General features: G+C 44.8%; 14 protein-coding genes and 1 pseudogene. 2 read left to right on the plus strand and 13 right to left on the minus strand.

Features of this window, described 5'->3' with window-relative positions; all coding sequences use genetic code 11:
* Nucleotides 1–241: 241 nt before the first annotated feature.
* The gene (locus BP97_RS0128675; protein ID WP_028552187.1) at nucleotides 242–637 is read right to left on the minus strand and encodes a VOC family protein; all 396 of its coding nucleotides are present in this window, start codon (nucleotides 635–637) and stop codon (nucleotides 242–244) included.
* A 504-nt stretch (nucleotides 638–1,141) separates the two neighbouring features.
* Between BP97_RS0128675 and BP97_RS0128680 the strand changes: the two genes are divergently transcribed.
* Both BP97_RS0128680 and BP97_RS41255 read left to right on the plus strand, forming a co-directional pair.
* Nucleotides 1,142–1,678 (plus strand): hypothetical protein, encoded by a 537-nt coding sequence (locus BP97_RS0128680; RefSeq protein WP_156043382.1) that lies wholly within the window; start codon nucleotides 1,142–1,144, stop codon nucleotides 1,676–1,678.
* Between the two features lie 70 nt (nucleotides 1,679–1,748).
* Entirely contained in the window at nucleotides 1,749–1,928 is a 180-nt protein-coding gene (locus BP97_RS41255) for a hypothetical protein (protein ID WP_231506481.1), read from the plus strand.
* 837 nt (nucleotides 1,929–2,765) lie between these two features.
* On the opposite strand, the gene BP97_RS0128690 is transcribed toward BP97_RS41255, so the two are convergent.
* From BP97_RS0128690 to BP97_RS39905, 12 genes and pseudogenes are all read right to left on the minus strand, one after another.
* Complete coding sequence (locus BP97_RS0128690; RefSeq protein ID WP_028552189.1) at nucleotides 2,766–4,109, minus strand: ABC transporter substrate-binding protein; 1,344 nt, start codon at nucleotides 4,107–4,109, stop codon at nucleotides 2,766–2,768.
* Between the two features lie 435 nt (nucleotides 4,110–4,544).
* Nucleotides 4,545–5,396, minus strand: a complete 852-nt coding sequence (locus BP97_RS0128695) for a sugar phosphate isomerase/epimerase family protein (protein ID WP_028552190.1) — start codon at nucleotides 5,394–5,396, stop codon at nucleotides 4,545–4,547.
* A 203-nt stretch (nucleotides 5,397–5,599) separates the two neighbouring features.
* Nucleotides 5,600–6,601: a family 43 glycosylhydrolase gene (locus tag BP97_RS37760; RefSeq protein ID WP_051621032.1), complete on the minus strand. Its 1,002-nt coding sequence runs from the start codon at nucleotides 6,599–6,601 to the stop codon at nucleotides 5,600–5,602.
* A 240-nt stretch (nucleotides 6,602–6,841) separates the two neighbouring features.
* The gene (locus BP97_RS0128705; protein WP_028552191.1) at nucleotides 6,842–8,446 is read right to left on the minus strand and encodes an extracellular solute-binding protein; all 1,605 of its coding nucleotides are present in this window, start codon (nucleotides 8,444–8,446) and stop codon (nucleotides 6,842–6,844) included.
* A gap of 297 nt (nucleotides 8,447–8,743) precedes the next feature.
* Complete coding sequence (locus tag BP97_RS0128710; RefSeq protein ID WP_028552192.1) at nucleotides 8,744–10,984, minus strand: AraC family transcriptional regulator; 2,241 nt, start codon at nucleotides 10,982–10,984, stop codon at nucleotides 8,744–8,746.
* 238 nt (nucleotides 10,985–11,222) lie between these two features.
* Entirely contained in the window at nucleotides 11,223–13,304 is a 2,082-nt protein-coding gene (locus tag BP97_RS0128715; RefSeq protein ID WP_081824408.1) for a glycosyl hydrolase 115 family protein, read from the minus strand.
* A gap of 64 nt (nucleotides 13,305–13,368) precedes the next feature.
* Nucleotides 13,369–16,455, minus strand: coding sequence for a glycosyl hydrolase (locus BP97_RS0128720; protein ID WP_028552194.1), 3,087 nt, complete (start codon nucleotides 16,453–16,455; stop codon nucleotides 13,369–13,371).
* A gap of 87 nt (nucleotides 16,456–16,542) precedes the next feature.
* Nucleotides 16,543–18,156: an extracellular solute-binding protein gene (locus tag BP97_RS0128725; protein ID WP_028552195.1), complete on the minus strand. Its 1,614-nt coding sequence runs from the start codon at nucleotides 18,154–18,156 to the stop codon at nucleotides 16,543–16,545.
* A 78-nt stretch (nucleotides 18,157–18,234) separates the two neighbouring features.
* Nucleotides 18,235–19,122 carry a carbohydrate ABC transporter permease gene (locus BP97_RS0128730; RefSeq protein ID WP_028552196.1) on the minus strand — a complete coding sequence of 296 codons (888 nt, stop codon included), beginning with the start codon at nucleotides 19,120–19,122 and terminating at the stop codon, nucleotides 18,235–18,237.
* An 11-nt stretch (nucleotides 19,123–19,133) separates the two neighbouring features.
* Nucleotides 19,134–20,090: an ABC transporter permease gene (locus tag BP97_RS0128735; RefSeq protein ID WP_028552197.1), complete on the minus strand. Its 957-nt coding sequence runs from the start codon at nucleotides 20,088–20,090 to the stop codon at nucleotides 19,134–19,136.
* 917 nt (nucleotides 20,091–21,007) lie between these two features.
* On the minus strand, nucleotides 21,008–21,199 hold the full coding sequence (locus BP97_RS0128740; protein ID WP_028552198.1) for a hypothetical protein: 192 nt from the start codon (nucleotides 21,197–21,199) through the stop codon (nucleotides 21,008–21,010).
* A 535-nt stretch (nucleotides 21,200–21,734) separates the two neighbouring features.
* Nucleotides 21,735–22,353, minus strand: a pseudogene (locus BP97_RS39905) (hypothetical protein); the annotation flags it as partial.

The following is a 22,353-nucleotide window of genomic DNA, read 5'->3' on the forward strand; positions in this document are numbered from 1 at the left end:
CTATGGTACGATAACTTATTAGGGGTCTTCTGAATTTTTTTGCAGGCAAAACCATTTCTGCGCAGACACGCAAATAGATTTTATCCAAATTCATTAAGCCTGATAAAAAAAGAACTGCCCCTCAGCCATCATGTTGGCTTTTGGGGCAGTCATGACACTAACTGCTCGGAATCAAACGTCTTCACTTTACGTGCTTCAGTGTTTTTCTTTCCTATGGATCCTCGAACATACATTAGTAAGCTTACTGTTTGGTAATCATCCACGTGACACCGAATTTATCTACGACTTCTCCGTAATAAGCCCCCCATGGCTGAAGAGCAAAAGGATACTTGCTTTCGCCGCCCTCTCTTAGCTTGGCATATGCCGTTCTGGCTTCTGACTCATCGTCATAGTTTAAAGCAAGACTGATGCTGCGGTTATACGAAACTGGCTCGAGTGAATCGGAAAACATTAAAGTATTCGTACCTGCCACTGTCAAAGCCAAATGCATGACTTTATCTTTCATCGCCTCAGGTGTTTCCGGCATCTCACCGAATGTGGTGAGAAACTGAATTTCGCCACCGAGTGACTCTACATAAAAATTCGCCTGCTCTCTTGCATCCTCCGACATCAAATAAGAGTGAATTCGTGCTCCCATAAAAGTTCAACAACCTTTCCACTTGAATTTGTCCTTACATGAATACGACGAAGGAACAATGGTGAAATCGACAAAGGAAGTAAATTTTTTTAAATTATCATGTTCAATCTCGCATAACCATCCTTGCGAAATTTCTATGGCTTTTGAATAAAGTAATGGTGTTTTTGATCGAATTGTTCTTTTGTACGGTGTTTTCTCGATTTTGGCCTTGAAGTGCAAGGAGAATGGGAATCGGAATTGTCATAGTAAATCTTCATCAGCACCCTTTATTCCGCAGTCGGAAGCAAAGTGTTATGTAAGGAACTTTCCATCCCTAAAGGAAGCTTCTTTTGCTGTTTTGGAAAAATGCCTGGTTGTGATTGCCATGCCGAAAATGGTTGGTTGGTATGAGTGCGGCGTTTTTACCGGTAATATAAAGGAGAATTCATTGACCGGGATGATGAACACTACGTCAGCTTCCTTCGCAATGGAACACCGGAGCCTCCCAAGCTATCAGACAAATGGATGTCTCTAGGCTTATTGCGGCAAATATATAAAGTAAACTACCAAGATACCCAAGTAGTAATCAACCAAGAAAACCAAGAAGTTTTGCGTCTTCCTCTTCCATCCAATTGGAATCAGATTGATGTGAAGGAGACCACTTCGGGCAACATTCGGATCAAAAAATTTGATACCGGAACAAATAAACAGATTACCGAAACCTGGATTGACGAAGACACCTTGAAGCTAAAGGCCGGAGTTAAGTTCACTTTCACTGGTAAAACCGGCGTTGATGATTTTGCCTTTTACGGTCCCCTTCAAGAGAAGTCCACAGAATCGCAAAAGTTGCTTGAATTGAAGCTTCCAAGCTCGTGGAATAATAGCTCCACAGGAGCAGCCACTGAAATTAACGGACTGCATGTGAAAAAAGAAAACAGAAAACATTACTTTCTCGTAGATGATTTAAAAAAGTTAAAAATCATCACCATCAGTAATGAAAGTAAAGATTTCACCATCTACTTTAACGTGGATGATCTGATCGCCGCCGGACTTATCAAATAACGCTTTTTGCGGTTGCTTTTGATTTTTTTCTTACACAAAAGAGTCTCTCTCCCTATGGAGGCTCTTTTTGTTGCTCTTATTGCCAAAGCAATCAACCCATTGTTTTGGATCAGCCGATGTGGATCTGGGAAACCAAGCGGTAACTCACTGCCACACCGTCGCTGTTTGCCAATATATTTTTCTGCTGAAAGAAACGACCATTGTCCCCACCGTCGCCATTCATGAAATTTTGTACACCACTACGAACTAAATCACCTGTTGGTCCCATGTAATTAAGTCTACAACTCCCTCCTCATCCCAAGAGCAATCTAAGCTTGATGTGAACCAGGATAAATGACCGAGAAATTCATAAAAACGCGACAATCGGAAAGAAATCAAGGAAATGCCTGAACTGCAAGGGCTTCGGTCTCTTATCGAGTGAATGTCTGAGAAAAAGAAAAAAAGCCGAGCAAAAATCAGGAGTGAATCCTGAAAATCGTTCGGCTCAGTGGCAAACTTTAAGTGATGAGTGGTGAACTTTGTAGGATAGTCGGAGACTTAAATTGCTGTCTTTAATACCCCTGTCAGGTGGTAAAAAACTCTGGAACCAATTTTGTTGAATTTACTGGGTTTGCCGCGGCACGTGATAATCAACAAAAATAAAAAGTGTGGAACCACCAAAAACTACTATATAAAGAAAGTTGGAAACTGTCCTATTTGCCCAAGTGCGTTTCCAACACAAATTAAAATATTAACGTTCTTAGTCTAGTTATATTCCCGAAGAATTATATTGTATTGGTATTGTTGTTCAGTATCACCCAAGACATTCATAAATGCCCCGAACAAATCATTCTTAAATTTGAGGTAAAATGATACAATCATTCTGTGCCTACCCAAGATGAGGCTCGTATAAGTGTTCAACTCTGAGGCTTGTTAATTAAGTATGATAGTATATCCATAGTCCTTTATTACCCGCGGCAACCTTTTGCTCGCAAAATGAAAAGCCTTATGAATTAAAAAGAAAGCAAGTCCCTAAGGGATTTACCGATTGGGACTTGCTTTTAGCATTTCAGGATTGTTCCTCACATTCATATCAAGGTTACCAATTTTACCGTTTAAGCTCCATAATTTTTTTGTCCACCTCTTCATCTACACTTCGGAGAGCTGTATTCAAGTCCATATTACCTGCAACGATTTGGGGGATGACTTTATTCAAGGCATTGACCGATATACTATCATAAATTGTTTTCGGCGAGGTTGTTGCGGGCTTGTTGTAAAAGACCGCATTCAAGTTTTTTCCCTTGGATTTGGAGCTTGTTATAAAGGAGCCTTTAGACGCATCCAAAGCAGGTATACCCCCAGCGTATAAGGGAACATTATCCTGATATTCCTTCGATTCCATATATTTTAAAACATTCATAACAGCGTCTTTATGTTGGCTGATGGAAGTCATTCCTATATAGACTGGATATTCTTGCGGCCCAACGCTAGGATTTTCTTTGAAAGTAGGTAGAGAAACCACATCCCAATCAACCATGTTTTGCTGCAACTCCGGAATTTGGTTTGTGTAGGAAGCCAATCCGGTCATCATTGCCACATTTTGGCTTTTAACAAAATCAGTTCTATTTGGCAGAGAACTTTTATTGTTTACGTTGTCTTTCATCTCAGGTCCACTCATGTTGTTTAAATACACCGTTTGTATGAATTCAGTCCATTTGGGATCTGATGTTAACATGGATTTGTTGGTCTTCGGGTCAATTAGTAGGAGCGATAATTGGTTCATGAGAAAGGTATGGGGTATCCATTCAGCCGTCAGCCCATAATACTGACTTCCGTCATTTCGGGTCATTTTTTGGGCCAACTCCCTCAATGCTTCCCAAGTCATGCCATCTTTTGGATAGGCAACGCCGAATTTGTCAAATAACACCTTGTTGTAGTAAAGCACCAATGTGTCAGTATACAAAGGTAATGCCCACATTCCTCCTTTGGAGATCGACTTCATATACTGAACGGAAACCTGATTTAAGCTGCTTAGATCCAAATTGTGTTTTTTAAATAGATCTGTCATATCGTACTGAAATCCACCCTGGTCATAAACATCAGCAAGGCCACCAACCGATGACAAATAAAGATCAATCGGTGTATTTACCGCAAAAAGATCTGGCAATTTGGGTGCATTGCCATTTGAAGAGATGTAGTTAAATGTATAATTGGGGAACTTCTTCTCCAGTAGATCCGCGCCTGCCATTTTTTTCATTGCGTCTACGCCAGTCGATCCTGACCAAATGGTAATCGTGACATTTTCATTGCTTGTGTCTGATATGCTCGTCTGGGACGATTCCCCGGTTGAGTCGGACACAGTATTCGTAGTTGCCGTTTGGGTGCTGCATGCAGCCAGGAACATTGTGACGAATGCGGTAACTGTCAAACCTGCTAAATTTTTGGGCAACATTTGATTTCCCCTTTTACTTGATTTTTTGATCCGGTTTCAGCAACATGCACAACATTAGGATGAACACTGCGTCAATCTAACGCATTCATAAAGCAACACTTTATCCCATTTAGTGGGTTCCAATACTCTTTTCAGTAGATGGCAGGAATTCAAAAAAAAAAAGCGGAATTTGACGACACCACTATTCGAATCTACTTCAGCTTCATCCCCACAGTCAGCTCAGTTAACTACTCCTTCTGATACAACCTATACAATACTGAGGCAGCTTGCGCTCTTGTGGCGCTGCCCTTCGGTTAAAAATAGCCCTCCGTCATTCCGTTCATCAAACCGGCTTGCTGCAATGCGGTGACCGCTTTTCTTGAAGGTTTGTACCTTTTTCTAAGAGATGGACTTTTTCAGTGGCCTCGTCAAAGTGAACGCTGTTTACTTGTCCTTCTAAATTCTATTTAAAATATTTTGTAAAGCAGTAAAAGCAATATGAAATCTTTGTAAGCCTCCATCTTCTTTCAACATACCTCTCCATTCTGGATATTCATACTTGGCAAGTTCTTTAAACTTACCAAGATGTGGCTCAAGGGAGAGAAAACCTTGGTATCCATCTGCTTGTAAACAACTCAATACTTCTTCTATTCGCCCAACCCCTATACCAGCAGGCACAACTCGACCATCCTGAATGGCATCTTTAATGTGAACATACTTTATATAGGGCCTCAACATATCTAAGGCCTTAGGAAATACTTCTGTACCGCATTGAATAAAGTTAGCAGGATCAAATGCACAAGCAAAATGATCAGTTTTCATGGTTTTCATAATATCCAAACAACGTTCAGCATTATCGCCATAAATATGACTTTCGTTCTCATGCAAAATGGTAATACCACTTCCTTTTGCAATCTCAAGGATAATCCCTAACCTGGTCATTATTTCATCTCTATATAGAGCTGGATCCTCTCCACTTGGGATATAGAAGCTAAAGATTCGAATGAATGGACTACTCAGAGTATGTGCAGTTTCAATAACGTGTTTGAACGATTCGAGGTGGGAATTAAAATCTTCATGAATGTGAATCTTTCCGATTGGCGAACCAATGGAAGAAACTTGTATGCCAAAATCTGAAAGTTGATTCCTAACCTCAATAACATCATTCTTGGAGAGTTTTGAAATATTTTTCCCATCTACACCACGGATCTCAATGTATTGTATTCCAAGTTCATTTAACCCATAGAGTTGGTTCTTAAAATTTGAATCTATTTCGTCGGCAAAACCAGTAAGTATAAATTTAGACATATGAGACACCACTTTCTTGAGAGATACCCTATACTCACCGCAATTTATATATCATTTCGCTCACTGCATCGATTGATATAGTCTATATATGACTGAAGCCGCTTGAGCTCCTGTAAGGCTATATTCATTATCACCCACAGCCACCACCGTAAATCTAAATTCGATATGAGCTTCTTCCTTTCAATGCCACTAAATAAGTTTGATTAAATAAAATCCTCCAACTTCCATGTTTTACGGTAGTTAAGACAAATCGTATCCGCTGTTGGGAATTCAACAGGCAACCAAATGTAGGAGCATCGTTCAAAATTTTGTGTGTTATGTCGCTCTGCCATGTGAATGAAGAAACCTGACTTTCCTTCAACAGGAAGGATATAAGTACTTTGAGACTCGAAGGTCGTTCCTGTATCATTCACACAAGGATCACCCATATCCGTCCATGGTCCCCACAGACTTTCAGCCCTAAAATATTTTGCAGGATTCGTTCTCCAACTGGTAAGCCCTGATGTAATCATAAAATAATATCCATTTTGATAAAGGATTGCCGCTGCTTCCCTCCTATATGCAACATCGAGTCTTCGGTACTCATTAGTAAAACTTAAATAATCCTCGCTTAGCTTAACAATATACAGACAGCGATCTTCATCATCTACAGCTCGATCATATATAAAGTATCCCGTTCCATCATGGTCCTTATATAGTGTGCAATCTCTTACTGCTCCAGCATTATCAACAGGACGTGTATATCCACGCCATTCGTATTCACCATTAATGGTGCTGCAGGTAGCGACACCTGCCTCAGCAGTTCCGATCGCAAATCCATGATCACCAGGATATTCTATATAGTGAACCCACATGACGAATTGCTTTGTTTTTTCATTGTAAATAACTTTGGGTCTTTCAAATCGCATAGGTCCATATAGAGGGTGCCCCACTTCGTTCGAGCAATGAAGGATAACACCCTCATAGTTCCAATTGTATAGATCAGACGAGCTGTACATAACGACGCCAACTGTTGTAGTTTGTCCGCCTTTACCTCCTCCAAGTGAAGGCAGAGGACGGAGCTTCATGCCATACCAATAGTACTTCCCGTCAACAAATATAATGCCTCCATCGCTTGCATTGATCACGTTTCCATCTGTATCGAGCCATGAGAAATATTCGTCCATCTCCCCATTTGTAAATTCTTTATATTTGATGTTGTTCATCGTGAGTCCCCCTTAATTTTTAAAAGTTAAACTGAGGCAAGTAAGATGGATTAGCCACCATCAGTTCGTCTTCCAATTGACTTGCTGTGTCCTTGTTATAGTGCTGAGCGCCGATTCAAATGACGCTATCCTCTAGTTGATATACATTTTTCACTCTTCCATTCCTACTTGTCCGCTCAGTCAGTCTATCAACGATATAATGAGCACCCACATAACTAGTATGGGGGGTGCTGGTACCGGTTACTTCTTATTCATATCCTTATAAGCAGCTCTGCGTTCATCTGCTACGGCTTGCCCGCCAATTTTCAGATACTCTGCGATGATTCCATCATATGTCTTATTGAATTCATCCGGCTTAGCTAAAACCCCCTTAACGATCGCCTCCTGAGCTTTATCCCTCAGTACTTTTCCGTATTTAGTCTCGGATTCGATCGGGCGATCAAGGCGCGGAACGGTCTCTCCATCTTTAAGCGCATTTTTGATACTTTGCAAAGCTACCTCTTTATAGTCCGGGAACGAAAGGACGGTTGCTTCGAGATTTTTCTCTTGAGAGCCGAAATCCTTGCCATTAATCATGATTGCAATATCTGGGTTATTATAGAACGTTTTCTTCGCTTCGTCCGTTGTGATCGCCTTTGGTAAACCATTCTCTAACGTATAATGCTGACCTTCAATGCCGTTCGTGAGCGTAAACAGTACATCTGGCTTCGACATCCAATCCAGATACTTTATCGCTTCCGCCGCATGCTTGCTTGTCTTCGGAATCATCATGTACATGCCGATCGGATCGTAAATCGATTTCGGTGTCTTGCCTTCCTCATTCGTAAATGGATCTATCACGATATATTCTGCACCTGGAACGTTCTTTTTTAACGTATCAAAGACATTACCAGGCCCCATCATGCTTGGATGAGCAGCTAAGCCAGTGAAAGCACCCACAAGACCGTTTGAAATATCTTGGCGGTTGGCATTTCCGTCTTTATCAAGCGCGAAATCCCGTTTAATCAAACCCTCAGCATTCATCTTATTTATGAACTGCACGCCTTCTTTGAAGCCTGGCATCAGCACTCCGGGTATATTGGAGCCCTGCGCCGACGAAAACGCATATTTATCTTCTTCCGACATTTTCTTAACGAATGACATGATTGGAACCATACCGTCATCCGCATTGAAGTTGTACGGTATCAATTTACCGCCAGTTTGACCAGGGTCTTTCTCCTTAAACGCTTTCATCGTTTTGTAAAATTCGTCCGTCGTCTTTGGAACTGGCAATCCTAGCTTATCCAACCAATCCTTCCGAATATAGGTGGATTTAGAAAACTGCAGCGGTCTCTTAGCGGGAATTGCATATTGCTTGCCGCTAAAAATGCCGTAGGAAAGAATCTCTGTACCAAGAAACTTTTTCAAATTAGGCCCGTTTGCATCGATCAATGAGCTGAGTTCCGTTAGACCGCCACTTTTTACATAACCATTAATCGTTGATGTGTCATATGTGAATACAATATCAGGTGCATCGCCAGTCGCCATTAGCACGTTGAGCTTATCCACCTCTTGAGTTCGTGGTACCGGAACGAATTGGAGCTTGATGTTATTCGGATCTCCAAAGTTCTTCTGAATCCATTGCGTCCAAAAGTTATTATCGACGGGACCGGCACCTGCAGGCGCATTACCACGGTCGAACATCTCCACCTTCAGGGTAACGGGCTCTTTACTTGCACTGCCTGCCGTGCTTACGGAGGTATTTGGAGCAGCCTCCTTAGCCGGACCTGAGCAAGCTGACAGCATACCCGCCAACATCACAGCGGCAGCTGAAATTCCAAACCATCTTCTTTGATTTGCTTTCATGTTCTAACTCCCTTTCTGTTCTTGTTTACATGTATGTTCCACCTCTACAAAGAGAGGGGTCGACCCAAATCTTGAATACGATTTCAAAACTCAAGTTCAGATCAGTCATCCACAATATAAATGAAGTACTCCGTTCAAAACAATAGTTTGATTTCCGTCGACTGTTCAAATTCCAAAACCCTTGATATGACTGGCATTGACGGCAAAAAAAGAACGCCTGTCTCAAAAATACAGGCGTTCCCAACTGCAATTAGATTCGATTCGTTAACAAATCAAAAAAAAAAAACGGGGGGGGCATCATTCTTCCTCCGAAAAAGTTTTCGTTTGAGACTCCCTGTACTGTCCTGGTGACAAGCCAACGATCTTCTTGAAAACCTTAATAAATGAAGTCGGAGTCAGATATCCAACCTTTTCCGAGATCTCCTGTACGGGTGCCTCAGACTCGCAAAGTAGCTTCTTAGCATATTCGATTCTTAATTCGAGAAGAAAGTCCGTAAAATTTTGACCAAAGCTTTCTTTAAACAACTGGCTTAAATATTTGGAATTGATTTGAAAAAGGTCGCTCAGCATCGTAAGGGAAAGATTCGGGTCCATAAAATGCTCCGCTACATAATCGCGAATTTGCCTCATCAGCGTATTGTAGCGGCGGCTCTGGGCAAGCTCCCCAAGCTGACCGGCCAGCTGCTCCAAAGCTGTTTGGAAACAAGCTTCAAGCTGCATTAGAGTATCCGATTGTTCAATCGCGAGAAGCAAGCCCGGCTTGGCTTTTCGTAGCCAATCCTCTACTTCAAGCTGTGCTCCTTCCAGCTCGTATTCGAGATGGAAGATAAAGTAGTGCAGCAAACGATCGACATCGTCTTTACCAAGATGATGCAAGGTCATCATGCCGAACAGTCTCTTCAGCTCATTCATCCAATTAGGTTCCGACATCCGAAGCATACGGACAATCGTTCGAATGGTGTCTAGATAGTCGAATAGTTCTCCATCGTGCTTCCTTGTAATTTCAACCCCGGCAATTACTTGATTTGTACCGCGTGTTACTTTATGGCTAACAGCCTCTGCTGCTGCTTTAAATGAGCCGCCGATGGCAGATTCCTCGTCGGCGGCCGTACCGACGCCAATCGTAACCGTGAATTCAAGGTGCTCCTCGACCCAAGACCGAATTTGTTCCGAGATTTGAAGCACACGATGCTCCAATGACCCGTTTTCCTCTGAAATGAGCAGGAAGACAAGCAGATTTTTCGAAATCCACTCCACCACGATCCGCTGGCCATTCTGCTCCGCGACTTCAACAGCAACACTGCTGATAATAAATTTGAACAACGATTGGTCACTTGGATTATAGTTCAGTCCGAATTTGACATAGTGGTCAAGCTCCAGCACAGCTACAATAAAATAACCTGCCTCTAGCCCGAAATGATGCCGTTCCTGCTCCCACGAAACGGGATCGCCTTCATATTCCTCCTTTAATAACATTTGCAGAAACTGCTGTCTTCGAATGACCGAGTGTTCCTGCTGTTTTTCTTGAAAAGCCATATTATTCGTAATTAAGCGTTCAATCGCGTTATCAATAAAAGCAAATTCATTTTTATTTTCTTTCTGATCAGGAGCCTTGATGGCCGAAGAAAAATGGTTGATCCGTTGTAAAATCGCTTCGATCGGCTTATAGCTTCTGCGGGTAACGTAAAAGGTCGCCCCAACCGCAAAGACGATTGCCCCGAGGGCCAAAAGGATCCAGACCGTGCTTCCATGAAACAGGAAATCCAGCAGTTTGCCGCCTTTGATGCCTATTCGGTACGTCCAGCCCGTATAATCCGAAACGACGTTAGCAATAAGATTATTCTGAGAAGCTGCCGGGCTTTTCTCGTCGAAGAATGGCTTTCCCTGGGCATCGAACAGTTCCGCTACCGTTAATTTCTGGTCGATCATTTGTTTAATATAAGATTCAATCGAAGACACCCTAATGTTAATAATTAAATAACCTAGACTTCCGGAATCGCGGGGAATTTTCAACCCTAACGAAATAACGCTTACTGATGGGGGAGACTTTATCCCTTCACTTTCTTTAAGCCTCGGTGAAGTCCAAACTCCCGTCAGCAAAAGCTCCTTCGAGCTGCGAATATAGCTTTGATCGGGGAATTGATCAATGGGCCGCATCGTGGTTTGATCGAGCACCATACCATCCTTTGCCCGATATACGTATATGGAATCGATAAGCCCATATCGAACTTTAAGATTGCTAAGTAAATTAGAAATGTCGAATGCCATTCCCCAATCCAAAGGCCCATCCAGAAACTGCTGCAATTCATCGTTCGTTTCCACCATTTTCTGAGCATCGACGGAAATGTTTTTCAAAGAACTATCCACCGTGTTCTCAATAAATGCAGCCGTTACCTGGTTTGCCTGAATCGCATTACGAACATTATTTTGATTGATGATGGCAATGAAAATAATGATCAGCATACTAGCCGTGACAAATAGAATGGGAAGGTACGAAAGCAGCATCCTATTGATGTAATGATTATTACCGATCTTCATCATCCCCACCCTTATCATTCGAGTTAACCATACTATACATAAATTGTGTTGAAAGACACAACAGACCAATTTCAGACAAAGGAATCACCTCCACTATATGAGAAGTGTTCCAGAATACACAATAGTTCGATTTCCGTCTATAGTTCAAATTCCAGATTCCTTGTTATTACAAGCTTTTTACCTCAAATAGAAAAAAACGCCCTTCTTGAAATGACGGGCGTTCCGACTGCTTATTCTGTTACACACCGAACCAATCGGCCAGCTTTTGGGCTAGCTCGTCATCCGACAGGGGATTGCGGTGCGTGTTTTCCAAATAAATATATTTCTCTGTTTCCGGCATGATAAATTCCTTATACCACAAGAAGAAGTCCGGGCTGTCCCCGTGCATGCGGAGCCAGCGGCGGAGCGTGTCCATATTTTGCACCGTGCTACTGATATTCGTCAGCCAATCCGCCCGAAAGAAATGAGACCATTTCCCGTGTTCGGCTTGCTTCAGCGCAGCAAGGCCCTTCTCGTACTTCCACATCGCCTGTGAAGCATAAACGAACGCCAGCGGGAAATTTCCCATCCGGTAGGCGGAGTACGATTTTCCTAGCTTATCGAAGCCCTCGCAGCCTGATAAATGCATCTCTACGTGCAACTGCAAGTGATCCTTCAGCCGAAGCCGGTCCGGTTCCGCAAGGCCTGGAAGCTGACTTTCGATCGGCTCGAGCAGTTCGAGCCAACCAGGAACGGCATCGGCGCACTTCCGTCGAAACCACTCCACTTGATCCGGAAAATTGATTTCCCCTGTCGCCCAATACAACGCGCCAAGCGGTTGATCAGATCTCCCTTGAAGCCAATGACCGACGATTCTGCGGGCCGGATGGTGATAGAACTCGTCTCCCGCCCGGTCGTCTTCGTTCGGACCGTATAGAATCGTTTTGCGAGCATAGTCACGGTATAGTTCGGCGATTTCTACCGAACCGGTGGGGAACATCCGGTTAACAAAAGTACGAAGGTGCTCTTCCGCATCCACTTCTCCCCCCAGCCAAAGTTCGCGCACCAAATCTAGCGTATAGATATGAGGCCGGATGTTGCCGCTATTGACTAGAAGGTAATCCTTTGCGCCAGCCTGGAAAGCCCCCTCCAGCTCATCTCTAATGAAGCTGGTCGGCGATGGGAACAAAGCCAAGTGATTAGAAGCTTGCAGATCGTGAAACGTCACATGGTAGTAAATACCATGCTTGCCTTTGTCTTTAGGGCCGGGTAAGGAAGGAATGCGCAAGTTCTCGTTGTTATTACGGCGGGAAACCATTTTTCCGTACCCGTTATCCGCCCAAATCTTGATAATATCGTCCGGAATGCTGATATGACCTGCTTTATATAATTCCGCGATCTCACCATACAATGCCACACTGCACTTGGGATCAGGCACCTTGCCTCGAATCATTTCATATTGTTTGCGCACGACGCGGCTAATCATTTCACCACGCTTTTGCGGCGTGTCGAATGCAGGATCCTTTGCCCAGAAAGGCTCATCTCCTTGCCCACGGAAGGAAAGAACCCAAACAATGTTACGGTCCTTCTGCTTCTCGATCGCTTCTTCCCACAAGGTTTCGAACAACTCCGGGTTTTCTTGATAGCTTGCCTTCTTTCCGGGATAGGCCCGCAGAAACATCTCGGCTCCCAGAGGCTCGGCATGATGGTGTGTGACCCAAAGTCCCATCTCGGCGGCCAGATCGGCATGAATTCCATGCTTCGGTAGATCGGTACCGGGGATGACCATATTTCCGCCACAGCGCAGCAACGTCTCAAATACTGGCTGCCATACCTCACGAGTCGGAGGATAATCTTCCTTCCACCCGATCAGACACACCTCGTCGTTGACGAACCAACCACGGAATCGAACAGCCGGCTCAAACGAATCATAATCATTAGTCGGAAGTTCTATATGGCTGCACCGTTTGGGAGGCAAGTCCGCCCAAAACCAGAGCGGATCAACGCCGAGATGCTTTCCGCTATACTCGAGCATGCCGTAAACCAAGCCGAGATCGTCCTTCGCAGCAATATGCAACTCGGTTCTTCCACCATCCATGATAAACCGAAAACAAAATGCCTCCGGCCAATCCGGACATCTTTCCTCAGGTACCGCATAGCGGAACACGACGTCAGCATGCTCCTCCTCCCCTAAAACCGAGGTCGGTACCGTACCCAGAACCTGTTCATGGTCTCTCTTCACCATTTCCCAAGCATGGCGAACCGGCGAAGTTGGATTGTTCGGGATGCGGTAAATTGTTTTCCGGTCAATGCTAAATGCCAAAGTAAGTCTCCTCTCCATCCAAGCCTGCAGAGAATCGCCGGCTCCCCCTAAAAGGCCCCCCGGCGATTCTCCTTCGACATATCTAGTTTGTTTTTCTCTTATAAATTTCCGGCTCTCTTAAGATTCCAACTGCCTTAAGCTGGTACTGATAAGAGAAGCTTTCATTAACTGTCCGCCATGAAGCATCACCGTACCATCTCAGCTGCTCGTCGGCCAGATGAAGCTGTCCAAATGAATTGATTCTGCTTCCAAAAGCCTCCAAAACGACTCTGTGCTTCCCTTTTCCCAGATATCCAAGCGATGCGCGGTAAGGCGAGTATGCAATCGTTCCCGTTCTCTTTCCGTCCACGCTGACGCCGATAAGAGGCGCGCGGAATTTGGTGATTCCTACCTCGTACTCGCCTGTTTCCTCCACTTCAAATTCGAATTCATATCGAACATTCCCACCGTAGAACGGCAGCCCCTGTCCACATATATCGCTAAATCCGAGTTTTTCAGGCAACCTTATAACGGAGGCCATATTTCCGACAGCCTTCACCCCGAAATCGCCGAGCAGATACATATTTTCTACGTTGAAATGAGACGCATAGGCTATTTTCACATGAATATTCAGCTCTCCGGCAGATACCGGCATCATGGCAAACCTACGGATGCTCTCATCCACATAAAATCCGCAGTCTTTCAGCTCTGCCTTAACGCCGTTCACAATGATTTCCGTCATTTCCGGCTGCTCTAACGCCAGATACCATTCATCAAGACCGGCTTCCAGCTCAACCTTGAAATGCAGTTCAAGCACATGCTCCGGCTTTTCCTTCGAATTGGCAAACGGCTGGGCTACTCTCTCATAGCGAATTGGCATCCCAAGCTGCTGGCGGAGCTTATTGTCCAGGCGAAGCAGCTCTTCTACTGGCTGCCAATTCCCGCTATCCAGACGGTATTCCGCCATATCGAGCACAAGCACATTCGGCTCGGAAAGCGAGTAGTTCGCCGGATTCACAATGGTTTTCACGTTTTCCCACTCAGCGAGATTTGCTGCATCCACGATTTCCGCTGCGCATGCTGTGGCATAAGTCTCATCGGTTCTTTTAAGCTTCAAGAGAAGACTGTCATCTTCGTGCATTCTCCATTTGAAGACCGTGCTGCCATTGGCATAATTGACCTTTATTTCTTTCGTTGAACCAGTGTGGGTATTGTAGATCGTTACCTGCCAAGTCCCCGGAATACTGATTCTAAGCAGCTCCGAAGTTGTCAAATCCTCATTAATAATCTTTCTTCCGTTGGCAAGAAATACAAAGCGGCCCTCCTCGATTTCACGCATCTGGTATAGAATGAAATCCGCCGTGGAACCATCGGCCTTTCTTACTTCGATATCTCTATATTTATCCAGCGCACGAACAATCCCGTTCTTCGAAAAACTTACGCGGCTACACGCATTTGCAAATTGGCTTCCTTGCTCCGAATCACAGGCATCTACATAAGTTGGTGCCTCCCCAGCGAATACAATTTCGCCACCAGCTTCTCTGAACTGTCTCAACGCTGAAAGCGTTGTGCTGCGAATGGTATGGCAGTTGGGAACCAAAACTACATCATAGGCCATTTCGCCGACATGGAATTTTCGGTCCGAGCTTTCCGCATATTGATCCTTCAGCAGGGACTCACTGATAAAGTCAAAGTCCAGTTGTTCAAATAGCAACCATTCGATGACACCTTGAAAATTCTTTTCGAGCTCATCCCGCATTCTCTTCGTGTGTTCATTCGGCCCTGTATATAGCCAGAAGGTTTCCACCGGATGAATCACGCCTATGCGGACACGCGGCTTTCCACTCGTCAAAGCTACATTGACTCTAGCAAAGTGCTCTTCAACCATCGCATATTCTTTATACCAAGGCGATTGGTAAAAAATCGATGCCGGCCAGTCTCGTTTGGCCGCACCCGCCATGCTCATCCAGGCCAAATGATGAACTCTGAGGGTAACGCCCAGCGCCGCCTGCCAATCCCCCCCCAGCTTATGTCTTCTGAAATCCAGATCCCAATTCGTAGCGCCGTAGAGTTCGGACATAAGACCTTCCCGTCCATACTGATGCGCCGCACTCTGCGCTTGCTTAGCGGTAGAATATACCCGATCATCGCATAATACATCGATACCCGGGAGTCCGAAGCTCCGGTAAAACCGCATCGCCTCACCGAGTTCCGCTGTCTGGGCGAGCAATGTATCTTCACTCTTCATGTGCCCGGTCATGGTGATTCCATGCTCCTCACACCATGCGCCTATGGTATCGGCAAAGGCAGTGACAAACATTTCCGCTACAATATCACGGTACCGGTATTTCGCCGTGGAAGATTTTCCATCCGGACGCTCCCATACCAGTTGCGGGAAGATCTCGAAAAAGTCATCTCCATACCGCTCCTTATACACCTCAGCTACTTTTTCGGTGAAGGGGTAAGTAACGCCTTCCTTAGCCTCTGCATATCCCAGAAAGGTATTACGCGTAAGCTGCGCCTCATCTGTAAAAATCGACGGAACCACACTGCCGAATTCCTCTCCGATTTCCCTGTAGTACAATTCATGGGTCGTTTCAACAAAACGCTTGATCGCTTCCGGATTCATTACATCTACATAGGATTCATGGTTAAACCAAGGTAGCTTCGGCCGGAGCTCCAGATACAAATCCCATACATTTGCACCTTCCTCGCCTTGCTTGAGAATCCGCCAGGAAGTTAAATATCCGTTTACCAGTGTAATATCGTAGCTGATTAACAGCGTCTTCTCATTCGAAGACCGTTCGGGATCATAGATTCTGGTATCTCCGGACCGCGGCATCAGAACCAAGTGTCTGCCGCGAAAGCGTTCTTCTTTCGTCGCTATTCCGCCCGCAAATCCGGAAGGCCAGCGATCCTCGTCATATAAATAGACAAGCAGATTCTCTTGCTTCGCTTTCTCAACGCTGAGCTTGACAGCATCCATAAATTGTTCTCCGAGATACGGTGTGTCAAGTCCGATTCTTGCGTGGATATGGAAACCGCCCATGCCCATTTCTTTAAAATAATCCACCTGCTTCAGAAGCTTTTCTTGATCCAGTTCGCAGTTCCACGACCAAAAAGGCGCACCACGATATTTCGCGGAAGGGTCTTGAAATAAAACATCGAAGTTTTTCTTATTCTGAGCCATATTTTTTCCTCCGTGATGGAAAATAGAATGGGGAGCATCAAAGGCCGTCGGAAGGGCAGGCTTTCATCTCCCCATATATAAACCGGTTTATTTCTTCATTTCTTTGTAAGCGGCTCTACGTTCGTCGATTACGGCTTGGCCACCCAGCTTCAAATATTCCGCAACCGAAGCATCGTATATTTTGTTGAAATCCTCCGGCTTGGCCAGAATGCTCTTAACGACCGTTTCCGTCGCCTTATCGCTGAGCGTTTTGCCGTATTTGATCTCGGAGTCGATCGGACGATCAAAGCGTGGAGCTGTGTATCCATCTTTGAGAGCGTAGAGAATCGATTGTTTAGCAAGATCTTTATAATTAGGGAACGAAAGTGCAGTGGCTTCGATATTTTTATCAGCAGAACCGAAATCCTTACCGTTAATGACGATCGCTATATCTGCGTTATTATAAAATGTTTTCTTTGCTTCATCCGTCGTAATCGCCTTGGGGAAGCCGTTTTCCAGCGTGTAATGCTGGCCTTCAATACCGTTCGTGAGTGTAAACAACACGTCCGGCTTCGACATCCAATCCAAATACTTAATCGCTTCAGCCGCGTGCTTGCTCGCCTTCGGAATCATCATGTAAATGCCGATCGGATCGTAAATCCCTTTCGGTGTCTTGCCTTCTTCGTTTACAAATGCATCCATCGCCACATACTCGGCTCCCGGTACATTCTTCTTCAGTGTATCGAATCTATTGCCCTGACCCATGAAGGTCGGATGAGCAGCTATATCTGTGAACGCTCCAACAATCCCGCTTGTTTCGGCTTTCTCGGCGGCTTTGTCGTCCTTGTCCAACGCAAAGTCCGAATTGATTAGGCCCTCTGCATTCATCTTGTTCAAGAACTGCACTCCATCTTTGTAACCCGGCTTCATCAGTTCAGGTGTGTTGGAGCCCTGCCCCGTCGATAAGGCATAATTGTTTTCTTCCGACATTTTTTTCACAAACGAGCCAATAAAAGTACTGGGGTCCGGCCCATGGCCAATCGGACCGAGCAAGTATGGGATCACTTTGCCGCCGGTTTGCCCAGGGTCTTTCTCCTTGAACGCTTTCATCGTTTGGTAAAACTCTTGGGTTGTCTTCGGTACCGGCAGCCCCAGCTTATCCAGCCAATCCTTGCGGATATAGCTGGTCTTGTTGTATTGCAACGTTCTCTTGGCAGGGATAGCATACTGCTTGCCACTGAAAACACCGTAGGAGAGAACCTCTTGACCGAGGAACTTTTTCAGGTTCGGCCCGTTCTCGTCGATCAGCTTACTGAGATCAGTCAATCCTCCACCCTTAACATAATTGTTAATCGTCGTGGGGTCATATGTAAACACGAGATCGGGGGCATCACCCGAGGCCATGAGTACGTTCAGCTTATCTACTTCTTGATTCCGCGGCACAGGCACAAACTGGAGCTTGATATTGTTCGGGTCACCGAAATTCTTCTGAATCCATTGCGTCCAGAAGTTATTATCCACAGGACCGGCGCCTGCAGGAGCATTGCCGCGATCGAACATCTCCACTTTCAGGGTAACGGGCTCTTTGCTTGCACTGCTTGCCGAGCCTGCGGAGGTATTTGGAGCGGCTTCCTTTGCCGGAGTAGCACAAGCTGACATCATACCCGCCAGCATCACAGCGGAAGCCGAAATTCCAAACCATCTTCTTTGCATTGCTTTCATGTAATAACTCCCTTTCTTCTCTTCTTATATTAATTTACCCCCAAGGATCAAAGGGAACAACCGATTTTCAAGCTCAATTTATCCTTTAACTGCGCCGATCATAATGCCGGAGACAAAATACCGCTGAAGAAAAGGATATACGATCAAGATCGGTGTCGTGGCGAACATGATGCTGGCGGCCTTGAGGCTTTCCGGAACGGATTCGAATTGACTTGCTCCCTCCTGGGCAGTCAGATCGGTCACCATGCTGTTCATGACGACCTGGTACAACTTCAACTGAATCGGATACAATTCCGCGTGAGTAATGTAGAACAGCGCGTCCATAAAACCGTTCCATCGGGATACCGCATAAAACAGGCTAAGCGTCGCCAGCACCGGCATCGACAGGGGAAGGACGATGCGAATTAAGGTGCCAATGTGCGAGCTTCCGTCTAAATACGCCGACTCTTCCAAACTGGCCGGTACCGATAAGAAAAATGTACGCAAAATGATTAAGTTAAACGCGCTAATCATACCCGGTACAATGAGGGATAACAGATTGTCGAGCAGCCCGAGCTGCTTCACTAACAAATATTCGGGAATCAATCCGCCGCTGAAAAACATCGTAAAGACGATGAGCAGCATAAACACCGATTTACCCTTCAGACGTTCCTTTGTTAACGGATACGCAGCACAGATGCTCATCACCATGCTGATTGCAGTATAGGCCACCGTAAGAAAGATGGTTAACCCCATCGACCACAACATTCTCGAATCCGTGAACACGATTTCGTAGGCATGGAAGTCCAGCTCCCTCGGAAAAATCGTAACTAGCCCGGACATCACGGCTTGTTTAGAGCTAAGCGAGATCGAGATGATGTACAGAAAGGGCAGGAGACAAACGAACAAGGCCGCTCCGACAACCAGCATGATGACAGCGTCCGTGAGCCGGAAGCCCGACGGTGTTTGTTGTACTTGGGTTTTCATATCGTTTCCTCCTACCATATCCCTTGCTCTCCAAATCGTTTGGCAATCGTATTGGCGAGTACCACGAAGATGAGTCCGACCAATGCCTGGAACAAGCCCATCGCTGTCGCCAATGAGAATTGTGCCGATTGAAGACCAGCTTTATACACAAAGGTGCTGATCACTTCCGAATACTCCGCAACCAACGTATTGCCCATCACAAAAGGTCTCTCGAAGCCGATCGTCATAATATGACCTAGCTGCATGATCAGCATCACAACAATGGTCGAACGGATGCCCGGCAGTGTAATATGCCACATCTTCTTCCACCTACCGGCACCGTCCACCTCCGAAGCTTCGTAGAGCTCCTTGTTTATGCCGGTTAACGCCGCCAAATAAATGATGGTCCCCCAACCGGCGCTCTGCCAAATCCCGGTTCCTAAGTAAACAAGGACCCAGACATTCTTGTCAGTCAAAAAAGGAACCCGCGGAAGACCGAGACTGACGATGACATTGTTGATAAGGCCGTCATTTGTTGCAAACATCTGAAAGGCCAGACCACCGATAATGATCCACGAAATAAAATGCGGCAGGTACAAAATCGTCTGCGACAGCTTTTTAAACCAGATCACCCTAAGCTCATTGAGTAATAGAGCCAAAATGATCGGTGTAGGAAACGAAAACAACAAATCCAGCAAGTTCAGCATCAGCGTATTCCTTACAACCTGGTAAAACTGGCTCATCGCAAACAATTGCCGGAAGTTTTCAAATCCGTTCCACGGACTACCGGTCACGCCTTGGAAGATGCTGTAATCCTGAAACGCTATCGCCGCACCGTACATCGGAACGTACTTAAAAACTATAAAGTACAGAATGGGGAGGACGAGTAACAAGTAAAGCTGGTAGTCCCGCAAAAACCCCGATGCCGATCGACGCCTCACCGCCGTATGCAGTAATTGCGAGTTACTCTGAGTCGTAGTTCGAGCCATGTGCATCCCTTCTTTCTCCTGTTCAAAATTTAGAAGCAACCTTGATTGTGGCCCTACCTCCTGATTCCGATTGCCCGGACCAGTCATCAACAATATACTCTCAGTGTTAGGAACGACTCAATAGTTTGATTTCCGTCGACTGTTCAAATTCAAAAACCCTTGATACGACTGAGTTTGCGAGCAAAAAGAACGCCCGTCTTAGAGAGACAGGCGTTCCTTTACGTTTGCGCATTTGTAGTTAAGCCAAATTGTTGAAACTCCTAATTTACTTAACTAATACCGTATAGTTATCGTATGTCGTTGCACCAGTATTACCTAAACTAACCTGCGAATCGGCGGTATAAGTCTTCTTATATATACTAAAAGTTCGAGTTACACCATCTTCGGATTCGGTCAGATAATCGGTAGTGTCTGTCCATGTTGAGAGCCAGGAAGGCTTCGTAGTAATTCAGTCGTCAATCGCTACGTAAACCGTGCTATCCCTGGTTATCGTAAATGTAACGAGGGTCGTACCCGTGTAATTTTTAGAAGTGTTAGCTGCTTTTACAAAAAAAATCAACAAAGATGTTTAACAGAGCTTAATCATTAAATGACGTTTGATACTTTCAAACATTTCATTTGTTGGTACTGATAAAAAAGCTCTCTTACACAGTCCTCCCTTCACCTATCGAACTAGTGGATACGCTTACAAAGATTCTAACCTCCCTCCGTCTGCGCCTCACGGCCGCCTTGTGCTGATCCCATCTCTGTTTCTAAAAGGCGGACCAGTTACACAAACTATAGATGAAGGGTTCCGGACGACACAATAGTTTGATTTCAGTTGATTGTTCAAATTCTAGAACCATTGGTAGTGGGTGCATTTACGATCCTAGACGCATGCAAAGAAACAGCCGACCTCTGATCGGCTGCCGCTTAAGTTATATCGCTATCCCTTCGAGCACCTCTACCCCTTTGTTCTTGTCGATTTCCTGCGGGCACAATGAGAACGTCCACTTTGCCGATTTCTTTGACTTGTTCTTCTGTAAGCAGATGCCCCAGCTCCCCGTGTCAACAGAAAATAAAGTATTAGACTGGATATCCTTGTTCCATACGGCTTTTCGAATTGTCATTCCTTCAGACCTCGTTAAATAAGTTTTAGACTGGACTTTGAATGTAAAACAGCGACAGTCAAGGACGAGAAAATAAAGTCTTAGACTCGCGCTGTTTCGTTAAACTAATGTTCTGCGACAATGAATCATTCTCTTGTCACAAATCGGCAATCGGATCAAGTTCTTGATATTGCCAATTTTTAAGAACTTGATCCGATCACTTAAAAAGCCCGCGATTTACTTTGATTTGATCCGGACTATATTATTGTCATCCGACAGTAAGGTATGTATGTTCAAAAAGGCGAAGACATACATTAATTTTTGCAATAATTAAAGAAAACCAAAAGCCTCCATGAAAAGCAGGAGGCGAGTATTCGATTTTATTCCCGTAATAACGGTCGACGATCCGCACCTTAATTGATGCGTTCACATCTCATCTTAAACCTTATGATCGGTGGCAGGAACGGTTGAATACTTAATAATTTGTGTAGACCGAATAAAATCCTTTTTGACCCGTTCTACATTTTTCTTTTACCTAAGGTTTCTTTGAATTTTCTTATGGTGTGAATGTTATAATGTTTAAATCACGATTATTTGCTGTACTTGATGTAACGTTGTTAGCTGTCGTAACAATGACTCTAACAGAATACGTCGAGGTAGTAGTGGCTGGAGCAACATCCACTTGGGTACTAGCTAATGGAAATCTATGAGTCCCTGCACTAGTTTGATTTGAATTAAAGATCCTAGTATCAATTAATGTCGCATCTCGATATAATCGTATTTCAAAAATAAATGTCCAGTTCGCAGTAGTAATTAATTCAATAGCTAACGCATAATCAATTTTAAGTCGCTGATTAACTAAAACACCTTGAGTAACACTTACAACTATTACTTCCGTGTTTAACGGTGGAAAAACGTTTATTGATCCAGCGTTTTCAGCAAATGCTAAAGTTGGTGAAATACCAGTTGGACCAGTGGCACCTGTTGCTCCGGTTGATCCTGTAGCCCCTGTTACACCAGTCGCTCCTGTTGGCCCCGTTGCACCTGTTGGTCCCGTTGCACCTGTTGCACCTGTAGCTCCTGTAGCTCCTGTAGCACCTGTTGCTCCTGTTGCACCTGTAGCTCCTGTTGCACCTGTAACTCCTGTAGCTCCTGTTGCTCCGGTAGCACCTGTA

This window comes from Paenibacillus sp. UNC451MF (assembly GCF_000686845.1).
Classification (GTDB): Bacteria; Bacillota; Bacilli; order Paenibacillales; family NBRC-103111; genus Paenibacillus_S.

Bases quoted from the DNA above. Each gene is read 5' to 3' on its own strand.
- BP97_RS0128675 (WP_028552187.1), bottom strand. From the start codon at position 637: ATGGGAGCACGAATTCACTCTTATTTGATGTCGGAGGATGCAAGAGAG.
- BP97_RS0128680 (WP_156043382.1), top strand. From the start codon at position 1,142: ATGTCTCTAGGCTTATTGCGGCAAATATATAAAGTAAACTACCAAGAT.
- BP97_RS0128690 (WP_028552189.1), bottom strand. From the start codon at position 4,109: ATGTTGCCCAAAAATTTAGCAGGTTTGACAGTTACCGCATTCGTCACA.
- BP97_RS0128695 (WP_028552190.1), bottom strand. From the start codon at position 5,396: ATGTCTAAATTTATACTTACTGGTTTTGCCGACGAAATAGATTCAAAT.
- BP97_RS37760 (WP_051621032.1), bottom strand. From the start codon at position 6,601: ATGAACAACATCAAATATAAAGAATTTACAAATGGGGAGATGGACGAA.
- BP97_RS0128705 (WP_028552191.1), bottom strand. From the start codon at position 8,446: ATGAAAGCAAATCAAAGAAGATGGTTTGGAATTTCAGCTGCCGCTGTG.
- BP97_RS0128710 (WP_028552192.1), bottom strand. From the start codon at position 10,984: ATGAAGATCGGTAATAATCATTACATCAATAGGATGCTGCTTTCGTAC.
- BP97_RS0128715 (WP_081824408.1), bottom strand. From the start codon at position 13,304: ATGGAGAGGAGACTTACTTTGGCATTTAGCATTGACCGGAAAACAATT.
- BP97_RS0128720 (WP_028552194.1), bottom strand. From the start codon at position 16,455: ATGGCTCAGAATAAGAAAAACTTCGATGTTTTATTTCAAGACCCTTCC.
- BP97_RS0128725 (WP_028552195.1), bottom strand. From the start codon at position 18,156: ATGAAAGCAATGCAAAGAAGATGGTTTGGAATTTCGGCTTCCGCTGTG.
- BP97_RS0128730 (WP_028552196.1), bottom strand. From the start codon at position 19,122: ATGAAAACCCAAGTACAACAAACACCGTCGGGCTTCCGGCTCACGGAC.
- BP97_RS0128735 (WP_028552197.1), bottom strand. From the start codon at position 20,090: ATGGCTCGAACTACGACTCAGAGTAACTCGCAATTACTGCATACGGCG.
- BP97_RS0128740 (WP_028552198.1), bottom strand. From the start codon at position 21,199: ATGACAATTCGAAAAGCCGTATGGAACAAGGATATCCAGTCTAATACT.